We start from the raw sequence: 15,863 nt of genomic DNA on the forward strand, positions 1-15,863 counted from the left end.
GCCCGATGCAACCGCCGACCGGAGCCTCACAACCACGGGCGCAGGTTTTCCCCGCGGACCTTCCACCGTCCGTTTTTCGGGAACCCGGGCTGGGACTGCGGCGGTGCGCCGGTCCATCCCGCGGTCATCATGGCCACGGCGGCCAGCAAGCCGCCGTTGCCCGGCAGGTAGGCGGTCAGACCGGGTCGCTGATAGTTGTGGCCGTTGGGGTGGTACCGGTTCTTGGCGGCCGGTAGCAGCAACGCTTCCACGGCCAGTTCCGGTTCCCCGCACCGGGCCGCCGCCATCGCCGTCAGGGGAAAGTCCCATCCCCAGCAACGGTCCCATTGCCATACCTCCATCACCCGGCGCACGCTCCGTCGCATGGTTTCGCGGTCCACGCCCGGGCCCGGCAACATGCCGAGTGCACCCAGCAGGGCCGGATGCTCCCAGTTCCAACGGGTGTAGGTGTCGGTCATGCCCTCCTGCATGAGGTAAAGGCCGTCGGCCACGGGCAACGGCGCCAGACCCTGCAGCACCGCCTCCCATCGAGGGTCGGGCGCCAGACCCAACCGCCGCCGCCACGCCTGGGCCGTGGCCAGGCCCCAGCGCCAGTAGGTCAGTTCGAAGGTGGGATTCCGCGTCAGACGGGGATCCGTGTTTTCCGACACCGTCTTCAGCGGCGGTCCCAGGACATACCGTCCCGTCCCCCGATCCCGATGCGCAAACGATGCCATGAACTCCGCCGTCTCCATCACCACCTCGCGCCACTCTTCCAGGGTCGCCCGCGTTGGCCGCTCCCGCCAGCACAACTCCGCGTAGTAAATCGGATGCGGTTGCTGCCAGATCAACAGCGGCCCCACCGCCGAGGGTGAATCCCGTCCCTCCGGCCCCACCATCTTCGGCCAGCGGGCCCCCCGGTACCCCTGCCGACGTGCCAGCGCACGCGCCTCCGGCAGAATGCGCCGGTAAAACGGCAGGGCGCGCCTGAAGAGCTCCGAGCGGTTCCACACCACAAAATGGACCGCATGCCACCAGTGCATCTCCAGGTGAAACTTCCCGTACCAACTGTTGAACAGAAGGCCGGTTTCCGCCGGCGGCAACCGTCCCGCGCAATGCAACGCGGTGTTGTACTGGGACAGCACCACCCGCCGCTCGAGCTCCTCCGCCCGCGGATCCGTGCTCCCATCGAAATCCACCGCACCGCCCTCGGTCCAGAACCGGTTCCAGAACCGCGCAGCAGCCGACCACACCTCCGCCACGCGCGGCAGCCGCCGCGGGAACGCCTCCGGACTGAACCCCAACACAAACCGCAGCACGGGTCCCCGGCTCCTCAACACCCACTCGTGCGGCCCTGCCGGCTGCGCCTCCGCCCGGTCCTCCCACCGCCACACCACGTGATACCTCGTCTCATCCAGCACCCGTTCGAGCCGCAACCCGCCCGACCACTGTTGTTCCACCCGGGTGGTGTGGCGGTCCGGAACCGACCAGTCCGCCATGGCGACCGACGGCGACCCGTACGGAAACCGCAGCACCACCACCAGACTCCCGTCCGCCAGTGCACCCGACTCGATCTCCACCGCCAGCAAATCCAGCTCCGGATGACAACCGGTGCGCACCTGCACCGTGCGCCCGCGCCACTCAAACCGGCTCGTCAGCAAACCCTCCCACAGGTTCAGGTGCTGCTCCACGGCGCGAATCTCCTCCGGCGCAGGATGTCGCAACTCCGGTTGCCCCGCCGCAAACGCAAGCCGTCCCAGATGGAACCGATGTGGATTCTCCCGCAACCACCGGAACAGCTCCTCCTGGCCCTCGGCCCGGGTCGCGTATCCAACCTTTCGTCCGTAGGTGTCGAAGTCCTCGTACTGGAACTTTTCCGGGTCCAACCCCGACGGCGCGGGGATGGTGTGCCAGGCCCAGTCGGCCGTGGTGCACAGGGGGAACTCCTTCTCGCACGCTTCCGCCAGCGTCTGAAGGCCCGTGACATCTGCCGTGAACGCAAATCGGCCGTTGCCCACCGTCAACGCACCGAACGGATCAAACCGGGTGAACCTTGGTTCGTGTCGCCGAACGATGGCCCGGCGATCCAGTTCACCCGACCACGCGCGCCATTTCGGCAGAATCCAAACCCCCGCCGTCACCGCGGTCACATCCCGGAGAAACTCGCGTCGGCTCAAGCGGCTCATGACAGACCACAGGATGCCCTCGCAGGCACTTCCGTCCAGCCGAATGCGCCTCACGCGCGGCAGGATTGGGTCGTGTCCGCTTTTTCCGCGGTGGGGCCGAAGTGGCCCCGGCCTGCCGGACTTCCGTGGCTGCCGGCGACGCCCGGTCCTGCAGGCGCCACCCCGCGCCGGCGCTGGAAGGTTTGCGCACACTGGCGGCTGGTCTCCATGCCGACGGCGTGAGAATTGCACCCTTTCGGACGGATTCCGACGCGGACACGCCCCGCCTCCATCGGCTCTGCGGCACTCCCCGCCACGGCGCTGACAGGCCGGGCCAACACTCCTCCGCCGCCTGAACGGTTCGGAAGCTCCGGCACCGACCCGCGGCGGGGATTGTGATCTCGCCCGGGCCACACAGGGATCCGCGGACCTCCATGGTGCAGGGCCTGCCCGGTGCAAGAGCCGCCGGCGGCTCGTACCGGCCCCCGGTCCGGGGTTGCCTCCGGACCATTGCCGCCATTCGCGCTAATACTTATGATGCAGCGCATGAATGACGGCCACCGGTCTCGGCGCCCCGTGGGTCGGTTCCCTTTCCGGCTTTCACGAATCGCGCTCTTCGGTTTTCACGGACGCCGGTTGATCGGGACGGCTGCCTGTGCCGGCGCGGTCCTCCTCACCTGGGCTGGCTGTTCCTCCCTGGACACGGCCGTGGTGCAGCCGCCACGGATCGAAGGGGCGAATCTGGTGGGCAACACCGCCTGTTACGAGTGCCATACCAACCTGGTGCGCATGTTCGCGGCCAATGTCCACGCGCGGGTCCCCCTCCGGGTGCCGGGCACACAGGAACCGGCCGGCTGCGAACTCTGCCACGGTCCGGGCAGTCTTCATGTGGCGGCCGGAGGCGGTCGGGGGCGATTCATTCTCAACCCCGGCCGCGACCCGAACATCTGCCTGGACTGTCATCTGGATACGGAGGGTGAATTCCGCCAACCGTCCCGGCATCCGGTCCTCGAGGGCCGAATGAGTTGCAGCGCCTGTCACGATCCCCACGGTATGGACATCACCCGGCCGGCCGGCGGCCCGGGTTGGGCCCGGCTCAATGAAGCCTGCGCCGGTTGCCACGGCAAACAGGTGCGTCCCTTTGTTTTTGAGCACGAGGCCCTTCGGGAGGGGTGCCTTGTCTGCCATGAACCTCACGGATCTCCGCATGCAGCCCTGTTAACCGAGCGGGGGAATCACCTTTGTCTGCAGTGCCACGTTCAAACCCCGGGACCCGGTGTGAGTTCCGGACGCATTTTCATCGGGCAGGTGGACCACACCGATCGCCTGCGGATGGGTACCTGCTGGAGTGCCGGGTGCCACACGGCCGTGCACGGCTCCGATGTCCACCCACGACTGTTGTACTGACGATGCATTGCGCGGCCTCTGAACCTTGCTCTCGCGGTGACGTCATGGTCCGCGGAGTCGATTTCGCCCCGGCCCACTGCACGGTGGTGGCCACGGTCCTGCTCGTGGGTGTCGCGTATCTGGCAGATGCGGGCGAACCCGGCCCGGCGCCGGGGCAGGGCAGCATGCTGCCGCCCCCGGCCTCCCGCCCGGTGGATTTCCAGACCGATATCCGACCCATCCTGGACCGGTCGTGCCTGCGGTGCCACGGGCCAGAGCGGCCCAAGGGTGGCCTGCGGCTGGACACGCGCGATGGGATTCTGGCCGGCGGCGACGGTGGCCCTGTTGTGGTCCTCAGCAACAGTGCGGCCAGCCGCCTGATCCACGCCGTGGCTCGCTCGCCCGAAATTTCCGAGGACCTGTGGATGCCTCCGGAGGGCCGGGCCCCGGCCCTGACGCCGGAGGAAGTTGGTCTTTTGCGGGCATGGATTGATCAGGGGTTACCCGGGTCGGGCGGTCCTTTGGCCTCTGCGGACCGGGTCGAGGTCACTCTGGGCTTCGGTTGGAATGGCGGCTCCGGTCCGGGCAGTGTCTTTCGCGCGCGCTGGCAACAACCCGACGGTTGGAACGGCGGTGTTGAGGAGCTGGTTTGGACGCATGAGCCCTCTCAAGGTCCGCGTTTCACCCTGTGGGCGCGTGCACTTCGGGAGGAGACGCTGCTGCAAATGGACTGGTTGTTGCCGGACTGGGGCCGGGCCCAGTTCGGCGCCAGTGAGTATCGGTGGTATGGTTTGGATCGGGGCCACTGGCCCGTGGGCCCCGGAGTGGGGGTGGGTCTGCTCGACACCGCACCGCAGATGGACATCGGCCGGGCCTGGGTGATCTTCGACCTGGACCGTCCCCGGTGGCCGCTTCTGCGGCTCGGTTACGAACATGAATACCGCGACGGCACGCGGGCCCTTGACGGAGGGTCAGCGGCACCCGACGGCTCCTCCGGGCGCCTCCTCTGGCCGTCGTATGCAGCGTTGGACGAGGAGAGTCACACCCTGCAGTTTCGTGTGCAGCATCAGGTAGGAGAATGGTGGCTTGAAGACGAAATCCGGCTTCGGTGGACCGACCGTCAGGCCCTGCGGACGAACGCGTTGTTCAATCCGCCCGAATCCGGGGCCCGTTTCCTCACCCGGGTGCAGAAGTCCCAACGAGATTTCCAGGCCGCCAACGCCTTTCGATTCGACCGCCCCATCCGTCCCTGGCTGCGGGCCACGGGTGGATATCTCTACAGCCGGTACGATGGCGATGCCGCGGTTGCCCTGGATGAGGCACCGCTGAATCCGGCCCCGGCCGTTGCGCGGCGGTGGCGCAGCCCTTCCATCACGCTGGAGCACTCGGCCCATGTGGGCAACGTCAACCTGGTGGCGGGCCCTCAAGCGGGTTGGACGGTTGTCACGGGTGTGCAGACCGAATGGACGCGACATCAGGGGCTGGGCCGCGCGTCGTTTGACTACGAACTGGCCCCGGAGGATTGGTTTGTTCAGCCGACTCTCCAGGAGAGCGCGCGGGATCGTTTCGTCCTCGGCGAACGCGTCCGTCTCCAGTGGGATCGCCTGCCCCGCACCATCCTTTATGCCGAGGGCGCGGCTGAACAGAATACCACGGAGCTTTTCGAGGACCAGCCGGGCGGTGACGGCCCGTTCCGACGCGACACCGCCGCCGATGGCCGCGCCTGGGACGCGCGGCTGGGCCTGGAAACCACCCTCTTGAACCGATTCAGCTTCGGTGCTTCCTACCGCTGGCGTCTTCGACACACCGACTTCGAACATCGCGCGGACCTCATCCCCACCGAGTTTGGTGACTTCCCCAACCCCGGCTACTCCGCCTTCATCCGCGAGCGGCGCTCCCGCACGGACCAGGTCGAGGTGCGCCTGACCTGGCAGCCCGCCCTCCCGTGGCGGACCGCATTTCTGTACCGCCATCTCACCAGCCGGTCAGAGACGGCCACGGACGCCCTGGACGGTTTTGATCCCGTCACTTTCGAACCGGTACCGGGCTATTACACACCGGGCTCACGGATCCTGGGCGCAGAAGCGGACGTGCATGCCTGGACGTTGCAACTGGCCTGGCGCCCGGCGCGGCGTTGGTCGTTTCATTGGCAGGGCACGATGGAGGATCACCACCTGCGAAGTGCTCTGGATGACGAAGCTACGCTGCCGGCGTGGGCCGGACGCACCTGCCGGATGCGGTGGCTTGGCCGATGGTCCGTTGACGATCGGACCGATGCCGAACTTCAGTACGAGTGGGGCATGAGCGATTTCCACCGTGACACCGCGGCGACCGTCCTGCCCACGGGATTGTTCTGGCGGGAGCATTTGATCGCTGTGGGTATGCGGCGACGCTTTACCGACCGCCTCACCGTGGCTTTGCGCTACGGGATCTGGAGGTACGACGAACCCGGCTCCGGCGGCGCCAACGATGTTTTTGCGCACCTGGCCTGGATGAGCTTGGGGTTGCGATGGCCCTGAACGGCAGGGGGCCGGATTTCAGGGCCCGGCGGACGCAGCCCGGGGCGGGTACTCTGCCACACACCGGTCACCCACGAACAGCCCCAGCCGGAGCTGTTGTGCGTGTTCCAGCGGCAACGGTTGTCGGTACACGGGCGAATTCGCCCGGGGCGGCGTGCCGTCCCGGGTGTACCGCACCCGTGCGCGCGGTATGCGTGTGCCCGTCGGGGACGCCGCACCGGTTAGCACGCGCACCCCGTCGTCGCCGGCAACGGCTGTCAGGGCAAACACCACCACCGCCGGGCTTGCTGTCTCTGTGAGCAGCAGTCGCGAGGCCACGCCCGCCTCGGTGGGCAGGTCGGCTTCACCCACCAGTAGGGCCGGTCCCTGCAGGCCCCATGCAACCGGCTGGCCGTTGGTGGGTACCAACGTGCCCTGCGCATCCCGCAGCTCGGCATGGACAAAAACGGCGTCCTTGCCGCCGGACCCGAACGGAACCCCTGCCAGGTCGAACCAGACGTCCAACCGGGCCGGCGGCCCCGGCGTACGAACCTCGTGCGTTGCGGCCGCCCGACCCCCGCGGTACCCCACCGCCCGCAGTGTGCCCGGCACAAACTCCGTCAGCTCGAAAGTGAACGGTGGATGCCGCAGATGCGTGCTGACGCGGTCGTGATCCGGCCCGCGCCGGCCCAGTGACACGCCGTTGACCCAAAGTTCCACCTCCTCGCAGTTGCTGTACACCCGCACCCGGCGTGGCGAGTCCGGCCGATGATACGTGGCGATGAACACCAGCGGGCCCACGGGCCGACCCAAAACGGGCTCGTCGGGGTCCCGCTGGCTCCGGTAAAACCAGTAGCCGAACTTTGGCAGCCGGAAAATGTCCATGCAGCCGGAGGCTTCGATGTCGGGTGCGTAACCCCGGTTGTAATCGAACATCACCCAGAGACCGTCGGCGAAGGCCGTGGTTTGGAGGTTGTCATTGTGGGCCTCCTGGAAGTTGAGAGCCTGCTGGAGCAGACGGACCTCGCCATCGCCGCGCCGTTGCCGGCTGTTGCGTTCCTCGGGTTTCAGGTCCTTCCACAGGTGCTGTTCCAGCCCGGCGTTCTGGGCGTAGTATTCCCAGTCTCCGTATTCGCTGATCACGCACGGCACGTTGGTGATCCCCTTGCACCCGCCGTGTTGCCGCGCCTGCAGGAACACGTCGAACCCCGGTTGCCAGCCTGCGGTGTACATGCCGTCGCCCGGGTACTCCTCATGCGCGATGGCATGGGCCCGCTCGATGAACCACCGGGGCTGATGACTTTCGTTCAGGGAGACCTCCCAGAGCACGACGCTGGGATGGTTGCGGTCCCGGCGGATCATCTCCCGGATTTCGCGCAGTTTTTGCTCCACGAAGGCGGGATCGGGATTGAAATACTGCCAGCCCATCAGACAGTTCATCACCAGGAGGCCCAACTCGTCACAAGCGTCCAGAAAGGCCGGTGACTGCGGATAATGCGAAAGCCGCACGTAATCGAATCCGGCCTCCTTGATCTTGCGGGCGTCCCGCCACTGGGCGGCGTCGGGCACGGCGTAGCCGATCCAGGGATATTCCTGGTGCCGGTTCACCCCCCGCAGGAACATCTTCCGGCCGTTCAACCAGAAGCCGTCGGCGGTGATCCGGATGTGACGGATGCCGATCCGTTCCTCGTGGGCATCCACGACGCGGTCGCCCTCCACCAACTCGGTTCGGAGCCGGTACAGGTGCGGGGTGGTGGGCGACCACAGGGCCGGTTGCGTCACCACCAGTTCCTGCACGAAGGTTTTGTCGCAACCGCTGTCGAGCTCTGCCGGTTGCTCCGCCCGGGCCACCAACCAGCCCTCGGGATCGCGCAACTGCGTCCGCACGCGAAACGATCGGGCCACGGGGCTGGTGTTGCGCACGTGAGTCTGCACGCGGACCACAGCCGAGGTCTCGCTGACGTGCGGGTAGGTGACGAACACGCCCCCGCCCGCAGGTCGGTCCGCCAGGATCGGATCCGTGATGTGCAGCGGATCCTTGAAGGTCAACGTGACCGGCCGATACAGCCCGCCGTAAAGGTTGAAATCGAGGTCCCGCAGCGGTTTGGGACCGGTGATGGGGTTGTCCCGGTTGTCCAGGCGCACCGCCACCAGGTTGGTCCGACCCGGCTGCAGGAACCGGCTCGCGTCCAGCACGTACGGCAGGTAGCCGCCCAGGAACCGGCCGGCTTCCTGTCCATTGATCCAGATTCGGGCTTCGTTCATGGCGCCTTCAAATCGCAGGATGGCCACGCGATTGGAGGCCGCGGGCGGAACGAGGAACGATTTTCGATACCAACAAATCCCCTGCCACTGGGGCGCCTGGTTTCCGCACACCAACGCTTCCACCCGGGGCGTGTGTGGCAGGGTCACCCGCTCCCACGCCGCATCGTCGAAATCCATGCGTTCCGCGCCCGCGACATCGCCCCGGAAAAACCTCCAACCGTCGTTGAACGGTGCGGCTTCCAGTGGCACCACGGCCCACAGGCAGCCCAGCGCGGCGACGAATCCGGCAACAACAAGTCTCCGTGCCATGTTTCTCCAGTCTTGTGGGAACATTGCCTCCCCTTTCAACCCGCCGGGGTGATCAGTTTGCCTGCAAACGGTAAAACGCTGCCGGCCCCTCCAGCGGCAGCCGTGTTCGGTAGCCGAGACCTTCCTCCCATATCGGGAGCGAAACCGGCTGCCAGATACTGTGCGGCGCCAGGCTGGTGGTGCTGACCAGGCTCATGCCCGCGCCGCTCAGGGGCCATTCCAGCTCCAGGGCATCCGGTGCCCGCCGGGTCTCCAATCGCACCGGCGCGGTCAACCGCCCCAATGCCGCTGCCGCGGGCAGGACCTCACCCCCCGGGCCGAACAACGAACGCCGGTCAAACCCCGCCAGTCGATAGCCCGGCACCGACTGGTACTCGGCGCCCCACCAGAAAATGCCACGGCCCAGACCGCCCGGCACACCCTTGACCACCTCTGCCAGAGCACGCACGTATTGCACCTGTCCATTGGTGGTGGCGGGGATCCCCACCACGTCCGGACCTCCGGCAAACGGAAAGGCCGTCTCCACCACCACCACCGGTTTGCCGTATCGGGCTGCCGCACCGTGCAACGTCCGGCGCAGGTCCTCCAGGCTCCCGTGCCAGAACGGGTAGTAACTGAGCCCGATCAGGTCGTACGAGACGTTCTGCGCTCGCAACCGGTCAAAGAACCATTGCGTGCCCGACCAATCGCCGCCGCGGTCAATGTGGATCATGATGGCCGGCCCGCCGGTGGGTTGTACGTCCCGGATGCCCTGGATGGCCGAGCGCAACAACTGGCCCAGCCGCGCCCACTGCGCCGGCGTGTCGTTGGTGCCGCCCACATGGCCGTAGGGCCACAACATGCCCTGGGTGATCTCGTTGCCCACCTGAACGTACTCCGGCGCAGCCCCCGCCTGACGAAACGCCGTGATGACGTTGCTGGTGTACCGGCGAACCGTCAGCACCAGTTCCTCGAAACTCAGGTTGGTCCACGCCGAGGGCATCCGTTGCTTGCCCGGGTCGGCCCAGGAATCCGAGAAATGCAGGTCCAGCAGGATGCGGTGTCCGGCGGCCCGGGCGCGGGCTGCCAGGGGGAGGGTGTACTCGAGGTTGTTGATGGCGTTGTAGGGATCGGCCGCGGCCTGCTCGGCGCTGCTGGTGAACAGGCGCAACCGAATGCAGTTGATGCCCAGCTCGCGCAGAATCAGCAACGCGTCGGTGGCCGTGCCCTCCCTGCGGTACACTGCGCCGCGGTCTTCGAAGAACCGCAGATGCGACATGTCGGCACCGGCCAGAAACGGCAGGGACTCCGCCTGGTTTGTGAACGAACCGGTCGCGCCGCTGCAGGCGGTCCCGATCCATGCCAGACCCGCGATCCACGCCCTCCGCACCGGCCCCGCCGGAGCGGCGCGACCCTTCGCCGTTGTCGCACTGCCCTTCACGGTCCGATCAAGCGATAAAACCGCATTGCGCCCCCCGGAGGGCCCGACCACGAACCGGCGCCTTCCGTCTCCGGCACGTCCGTCCATGGTCCCTCCAGCGCGGGCGCTGTTTGCAGCCGCACCCGCGGCCCGGCTTCCCATTGCAGCTCCACCCTCCCGCTGTCCCGGACCTGCAGGGAGACCGGGCCCAGCGATGTCACGTTGTTTAGATAGGCCAACGGCAGTGACACGGCGTTGGTGTTGGCGAAGGTCCAGGTGCGGTCCCCTGTGGTTTCCCATGTGGCGCCGTTGATTACGAACTGATACAGCATCACGCTGCCCGGTGCCTGGTTGGTGGTCAGGAAGGTGCCGGTGTAGACGTAGGGGTTGGCGGGACTGTTGGTCAGTTGGAAGCCGCCCACCCAGGCGCCTCCGGGCGTGGTCAGGAACGACCCCCGGGCCTCCACGAAGTCCGTTTCCGGATTAAACCAACCCCGCGCCACCGCCACTCCCATGTGCACCGAGAATGTCACCGGAATGGGCACGGCGGGATTGGTCACGTCGTTGAAGTACACCACGGGCAGCACGATCGGTTCGTTGGTCATCACGAAGGTCCGGTTCGGTCGGCTCTCCCACATGCCGTCCATGATGAACTTGTAATTCACCGTGGCACCCACGCGGGCTGTGATTTCGAACGTGCCGGCCCACAACGCCTCGTTGGTGGGTGTGGGAGTCAACAGGTGCGTCCCCTGGTTGGCCCAGTCGTCTATGGCATCGCCGGACACGGCCAGCCTGCCCACGGCCGGGTCAAATACGCCATTGGCGATCTGCACGCTCATGTCCACCTGAAACGTGACCGGCTGGCGGTTGGTCACCACCTCCGTGATGTCATCGAAGTACACGACGTCCAACACCGTGTCGGAGGACGGGACCTGAAACCAGCGGTTGTCGCGGGTTTCCCAGGCAAAGCCGGTGCCGGCGCGCAACATTACAAACTTGTAATTCGGCCAGGTGCCGGCCGGCAAATCCAGTGTGATCTCCCACACGTCCGGGTTCGACGGATTGCGTACCATCAGATCCTGCGTGGTGCTCCAGTTGTTGAACGTGCCGGCCAGATACACCAGGTCGGTGTCCGGGTTGAACCGGCCCATGGCCATTTGCACGCTCATGTTCACCCGGAAGGTGACCTGTACGGCCGGTGCCCACCCGGCCGTGCCCCCCAGGATCATCAGGGTCCAGAGCATCAGGGTTTGTCGTTTCATGGTCTTGGCTCCTTGTCCTTGTGGATGCCGGGGCCCCTTCGGGCCCCTCGGGGTCTTCACTTTTCAGTAAAACGCCGTGTCCACGCCGGTGTACTGCCACTGGATCTGTTGCCGCGGCCGCGTCTCCACGTGTCCGTCGGCAAACCCGAGATTGACCGAGCGCAGCCGCCCGTTGGCCGAATGACCTGCTCCGGCCCGGTTGACGTCCCGCAGGCTGCCCGGCGTGAAACAGTAATCACTGATCACCGGCTGGGTTCGGGCCACCGGATCATCGGGCTTGACCGGCCAGCCGATGGGTTCCCGGCTTCGACCCGGGTCCGGTGAAGGAAACTTCACCGAGGGCGCACTGGCCAGCGGGCGTGGCACCCACCATGCATGCCGCAGGACGGCAAAGGTGCCGTTGTACAGCATTCCGGCGTAAAGGTTCAGGTCCTCCGGCGTGCTGATGGGGCGATTGTACCGGCGTTGGAACCAATCCTGGGCTTCCTGCCATTCCTGCGGTCGGACCGGACAAAACCACAGCGGCACCGTCAAGCCATACGGGGCCAGTGCCGGAATCATCTGCAGGGAGACATCCCAGGCGTTCTGACCCGAAACCCCGCCCACCGGGAAGGACGGCAACCGCCCCCGGGCATCGTCTCCGCTGTACATGGCGTGGACCACGCCCCACTGGCGGTAGTTGGAGGTGCAGTGGATCACCTTGGCCCGGAACTTTGCGTTCCCGAGGGCCGGTAACAACATTCCGGCCAGGATCGCGATGATCGCGATCACCACCAGCAGCTCAATCAGGGTGAACCCCTTTGCACCGGTCCAAGCCCGTTTGACCTCCCGCTTCGTGCGCATGGAACTGGCGCCTGTCACGTCGAACGGCCGACCTGGCGGCGCCTCCAGCCCTGCCACAATGCCCCGCCCAGCAACAGCAGCGCCCCCAACCCCGGCTCCGGCACCAGGGTATAGGTCAGGACATTGGCGCCGGAATCGTAGGGATCGTTGTTCCATCCCAACGGCGTGGTGCTGCCGGCCGCGTCCAACACCGAGTTGCCGTCGGAGGTCGTGTAAACGTCAAAGCGGAAGGTGTCGCCGATATTCAACCCCAACACGCTGAAGGGCAGGGCCAGCGTCACCGAGCTGGCGTCCGTCGCCACGGTCAGACCCGGGTTGGGCACGAGGTTCCAAGCCGACCCGTCCCAAACGCGCAGCTCCGCTCCGGTCCCGAAGTTCATCCAGCTGCCGATGAAATAGTCCATTCCACCCACGCTCATCGTGATCGGCTTGCCCCAGCCGTCCGGGCCGGTCGTGTTTCCGCCGGGTACCGTGTCCAGGCCGATCAGGTACTTGGCCCAGTCCACCGCCAGGGGATTGCCCGCCAGGTTGATGCGGAAACTCAAGGTGGTGGCGTCGTTGTCCACCACAACCGAGGTGATGTCCAGATAGCCGAATCCCGACGGCGTGAAATCGCCCGTTGCATCCGGGTATACCGAGGCGGCCAAACCCCGAACGGTGGCCGCTGACACTGCCAGGCTCAGCCAGAAGGTCGTTTTCATGGGCTTCAGTTTGCGACTTTACACGCGGTGTATGGCCCTGTCGGACCACTCAACGCCCACTTTAAATGGGCCGGGCACCGGCCGCCACCCTCACAAATGTATGGTTTTTTGGGCACTCCGGTGGGATTCCACCCTTCCGGCCGCCGAGGGGTTGGGCTGCCGGGTCCTGCCCACCGCCGGGCGCGCCCCTGCTTTCCCGAGGGCTCCCGGGCGCGAGGATGGATTTCCCTCATGCTGGGAGTGTGCTAGCATGAATCCGGGTCATGCACGAGGTGGGTTTGATGAGCGAGGCGGTGGAGATTGCGCTTCGGGAGGCACAAGCCCGGGGAGCCCGGCGCATTACGGCGCTGCGTCTCCGGGTGGGCACCCTCAGCGGGGTGGTGCCCGAGGCGTTGTCGTTTGCGTTTGATCTGGTCACTGCCCGCACAGCCGCCGAAGGGGCCCGCCTGGAAATCGAGTCGGTGCCGGCCGTATGGCGGTGCGTTGCCTGTGGGCGTGAATTTGGTGGCGAAGAACCGTGGCCGGCGTGCCCTCATTGTGGGGGTGCCGAGGCCGAGCTCCGGCAGGGCCGGGAACTTGAAATCGCGAGCATTGACCTTGTGTGAGGTGGCTTATGTGCATGGAATGTGGTTGTGGATCGGGCGGATCTCCGAGAATCCTGGGCGGGCCGGACGCAGCCGGACCTTCAACGCCCCACGACTCCGGAGGGCCCGGGGCCGGGCCCGCACCCGCTCCGCATCATCCCCACGAGCATCCGGAGCATTCACACCCGGCCGACGAACCGGCGGCCCACGAGCCCCACACGGTCACCCTGCACCGTTCTTTGCTGGAAAAGAACCAGCGTCGGGCCGAGCGCAACCGGGGTTACTTCCGGGCCCGGGGGTGGCTGGTGCTGAACGTGATGTCCAGCCCCGGCGCGGGCAAAACCACCTTGATCGAACAAACCGCAAAAGGGTTGCAGGGTCGGTTGCGCTGCGCCGTCGTGGTGGGCGATCTGGCCACCGATCTCGACGCGGCGCGTCTCCGGGCTGCGGGGGTGCCCACCGTCCAGGTGGCCACCGGTACCGTGTGTCATTTGGACGCGGACATGGTCCGCCGGGCGGTGCAGGAACTGAACCCGGACGGGCTGGACCTCCTGATCATCGAAAACGTGGGCAACCTGGTGTGTCCGGCCGATTTTGATCTGGGCGAGGACCTGAGGGTGGTGTTGCTATCCGTCACCGAGGGTGAGGACAAACCGCTCAAATACCCGCCCCTGTTCCATTCTGCGCACGTGGCCATCATCACCAAGAGCGACCTGGCAGAGGCCGCCCGGTTCAACCGGGCCGCCGCCCTGGCCAACCTCCATCGCATCAGCCATCACGCCCGGATCTTCGAACTGTCCGCGCGGACCGGGGCGGGGATGCAGGCCTGGCTGGACTTTTTGGTGGCCGAACACCGCCGGGTCCAAAACGAACCGTGGTGAGCCCGTGGTTTGGGGCCGAACCGGATCCGTCTTTCGCAGGAACCATCCACGTACCCTCATGGCCAGCCGGGCAAACACGCCTCCAAAAACCGCATCACGCTGTCGCCGTGGCGAAGGACCTTGACCTCGCGCCAAGCCGGCGTCAGTTCCAACCGGTCCCGGCGGGCGTGCCCCAGAATGAATCGTCCCCCCGGCCGCAGCAGCCGTGGCAGCCATGGATCGTCCAACAACCGTTGCGCTGCGGATTCAGATCGGGTTTGCAGGTTCTTTGGACCGTAGGGCGGGTCGGCCAGAATGAGGTCGAACGACCGCCCCGACATCACCAGCGGTTCGAGTGCCGCAAAGACGTCCTGAATCCGTAGTTCCAACGTTTCCGGGGGGAAGCCTGCCCGTCGCCAGTTCTCCCGCAGGAAGGAGGCATGACGGGCGGAGCGTTCCACACACACGGCCAGTCGTGCCCCCCGGCTCACGCATTCCAGACTCAGCGCCCCGGTACCGGCAAACAACTCCAGTACCTCCGCGTCCACCACCCGGTCTCCCAGGCTGTTGAACACTGCTTGTTTCACCAGGTCCGGCGTGGGCCGCACCGCCAGGCCCTTCGGCACCTTCAGGATCAAACCGCCTGCCCGGCCACCAATGATCCGCATACCGCCAGTATAAAGACCCCGGGGCGCCGCGGCACCTGCACTTCTTTCCCGACCGGGTCCCGGGCGGTTTTCGGGCGGAGCCGGATCCCTGCCGGCCGTTGGTTGTCCCTTTGGACTGGCGCCGAACCGACCTTGGGCCTATGGTTGCGCACCATGAAGCGGATATTCGTCGGGTCCGGTTGCATCCGGCCCTTGCTGTCTCTGGGGGCTCTGGTGGGTTGGCTCCTGGCCGGTTCTGTCCCGGCACAGGTCCCGGCCGGCACCGGCGCCAGTTTCGACGCGGCCTTGATGCGGCTTTTTGACGCGCACAAATCCTTCACCGCCGAGGCCGAATTGCGGGTCATGGACGCCCAAAAGCAGGACAAGGTGCTGTTGCCCATGCAATTTGCCGCCCGCGACGGCCGCTTCCGGACCGAGGTGGACCTGTCACGCATGAAAGGCAGCCAGGCCCGACCCGAACAGATGGGCATGGTCAAGCAGATGGGCATGGACCGGATCATCAGCATCACCCGGCCCGACACCGGCAAGATGCACATGGTTTTCCCCTCCGCCCGCGCGGCGGTGAATCTCGCCCTGCCGGCCGAGGAACGGGACGCGATGCAAAAACCACCCCAGCTGGAGCGCAAGGTCCTGGGCGAGGAAAAGGTGGACAATCATCCCTGCCGCAAAGAGCAGGTCACGTTGACCACCCCGGGCGGCAGGAAAACCGAGGTCACCGTGTGGCTGGCCACCGACCTGAAAGACTTTCCCATCCAGATTCAGACCACCGAGGGCGGTGACACCGTGATCGTGCGATACCGCAACGTGCAATTCCGTGAACCTGCCGCCGAGCTGTTCGAACCGCCGGCCGATTACACCGCCTATTCCAGCATGGAAGCCTTCACCGCCGGTCTGATGCAGAAGTTGATGAAGGAGGCGGGCCAGCGTTAGATTTCCCCGACCCC

The 15,863-nt window shown here is 66.2% G+C and carries 12 protein-coding genes; 5 read left to right on the forward strand and 7 right to left on the reverse strand.

All coding sequences use genetic code 11. The features are described 5' to 3' along the window. Positions 1-26: 26 nt before the first annotated feature. Positions 27-2,165 carry a hypothetical protein gene (locus G4L39_RS03620; protein ID WP_205880753.1) on the reverse strand — a complete coding sequence of 713 codons (2,139 nt, stop codon included), beginning with the start codon at positions 2,163-2,165 and terminating at the stop codon, positions 27-29. Positions 2,166-2,690: 525 nt separating this feature from the next. Between G4L39_RS03620 and G4L39_RS03625 the strand changes: the two genes are divergently transcribed. After that, entirely contained in the window at positions 2,691-3,551 is an 861-nt protein-coding gene (locus G4L39_RS03625) for a cytochrome c3 family protein (RefSeq protein WP_205880754.1), read from the forward strand. A gap of 44 nt (positions 3,552-3,595) precedes the next feature. After that, positions 3,596-6,049, forward strand: a complete 2,454-nt coding sequence (locus G4L39_RS03630; protein WP_165105987.1) for a c-type cytochrome domain-containing protein — start codon at positions 3,596-3,598, stop codon at positions 6,047-6,049. Between the two features lie 18 nt (positions 6,050-6,067). On the opposite strand, the gene G4L39_RS03635 is transcribed toward G4L39_RS03630, so the two are convergent. The 5 genes from G4L39_RS03635 to G4L39_RS03655 all read right to left on the reverse strand — a co-directional run bounded on the left by G4L39_RS03635 (position 6,068) and on the right by G4L39_RS03655 (position 12,807). Then, on the reverse strand, positions 6,068-8,602 hold the full coding sequence (locus G4L39_RS03635; RefSeq protein ID WP_165105989.1) for a glycoside hydrolase family 2 TIM barrel-domain containing protein: 2,535 nt from the start codon (positions 8,600-8,602) through the stop codon (positions 6,068-6,070). A gap of 52 nt (positions 8,603-8,654) precedes the next feature. Next, the gene (locus tag G4L39_RS03640; protein WP_165105991.1) at positions 8,655-10,022 is read right to left on the reverse strand and encodes a glycosyl hydrolase 53 family protein; all 1,368 of its coding nucleotides are present in this window, start codon (positions 10,020-10,022) and stop codon (positions 8,655-8,657) included. Beyond that, positions 10,019-11,263 (reverse strand): carbohydrate-binding module family 20 domain-containing protein, encoded by a 1,245-nt coding sequence (locus G4L39_RS03645; RefSeq protein WP_165105992.1) that lies wholly within the window; start codon positions 11,261-11,263, stop codon positions 10,019-10,021. The genes G4L39_RS03640 and G4L39_RS03645 overlap by 4 nt, the downstream gene beginning before the upstream one ends. A gap of 63 nt (positions 11,264-11,326) precedes the next feature. Then, a complete protein-coding gene (locus tag G4L39_RS03650; protein ID WP_165105994.1) occupies positions 11,327-12,106 on the reverse strand; it encodes a type II secretion system protein in 780 nt (259 codons plus the stop codon). A gap of 14 nt (positions 12,107-12,120) precedes the next feature. Next, entirely contained in the window at positions 12,121-12,807 is a 687-nt protein-coding gene (locus tag G4L39_RS03655; RefSeq protein ID WP_165105996.1) for a PEP-CTERM sorting domain-containing protein, read from the reverse strand. A 263-nt stretch (positions 12,808-13,070) separates the two neighbouring features. On the opposite strand from G4L39_RS03655, the gene hypA reads away from it, so the two are divergent. Next, on the forward strand, positions 13,071-13,412 hold the full coding sequence (gene hypA / locus G4L39_RS03660) for a hydrogenase maturation nickel metallochaperone HypA (protein WP_165105997.1): 342 nt from the start codon (positions 13,071-13,073) through the stop codon (positions 13,410-13,412). 14 nt (positions 13,413-13,426) lie between these two features. After that, positions 13,427-14,272 (forward strand): hydrogenase nickel incorporation protein HypB, encoded by an 846-nt coding sequence (hypB, locus tag G4L39_RS03665; protein ID WP_205880755.1) that lies wholly within the window; start codon positions 13,427-13,429, stop codon positions 14,270-14,272. A gap of 56 nt (positions 14,273-14,328) precedes the next feature. On the opposite strand, the gene G4L39_RS03670 is transcribed toward hypB, so the two are convergent. Continuing rightward, the gene (locus G4L39_RS03670; protein ID WP_165106001.1) at positions 14,329-14,919 is read right to left on the reverse strand and encodes an RsmD family RNA methyltransferase; all 591 of its coding nucleotides are present in this window, start codon (positions 14,917-14,919) and stop codon (positions 14,329-14,331) included. A 153-nt stretch (positions 14,920-15,072) separates the two neighbouring features. Between G4L39_RS03670 and G4L39_RS03675 the strand changes: the two genes are divergently transcribed. Then, a complete protein-coding gene (locus tag G4L39_RS03675) occupies positions 15,073-15,849 on the forward strand; it encodes a hypothetical protein (protein ID WP_165106002.1) in 777 nt (258 codons plus the stop codon). Positions 15,850-15,863 lie beyond the last annotated feature (14 nt).

This window comes from Limisphaera ngatamarikiensis (assembly GCF_011044775.1).
Lineage (GTDB): Bacteria > Verrucomicrobiota > Verrucomicrobiia > Limisphaerales > Limisphaeraceae > Limisphaera > Limisphaera ngatamarikiensis.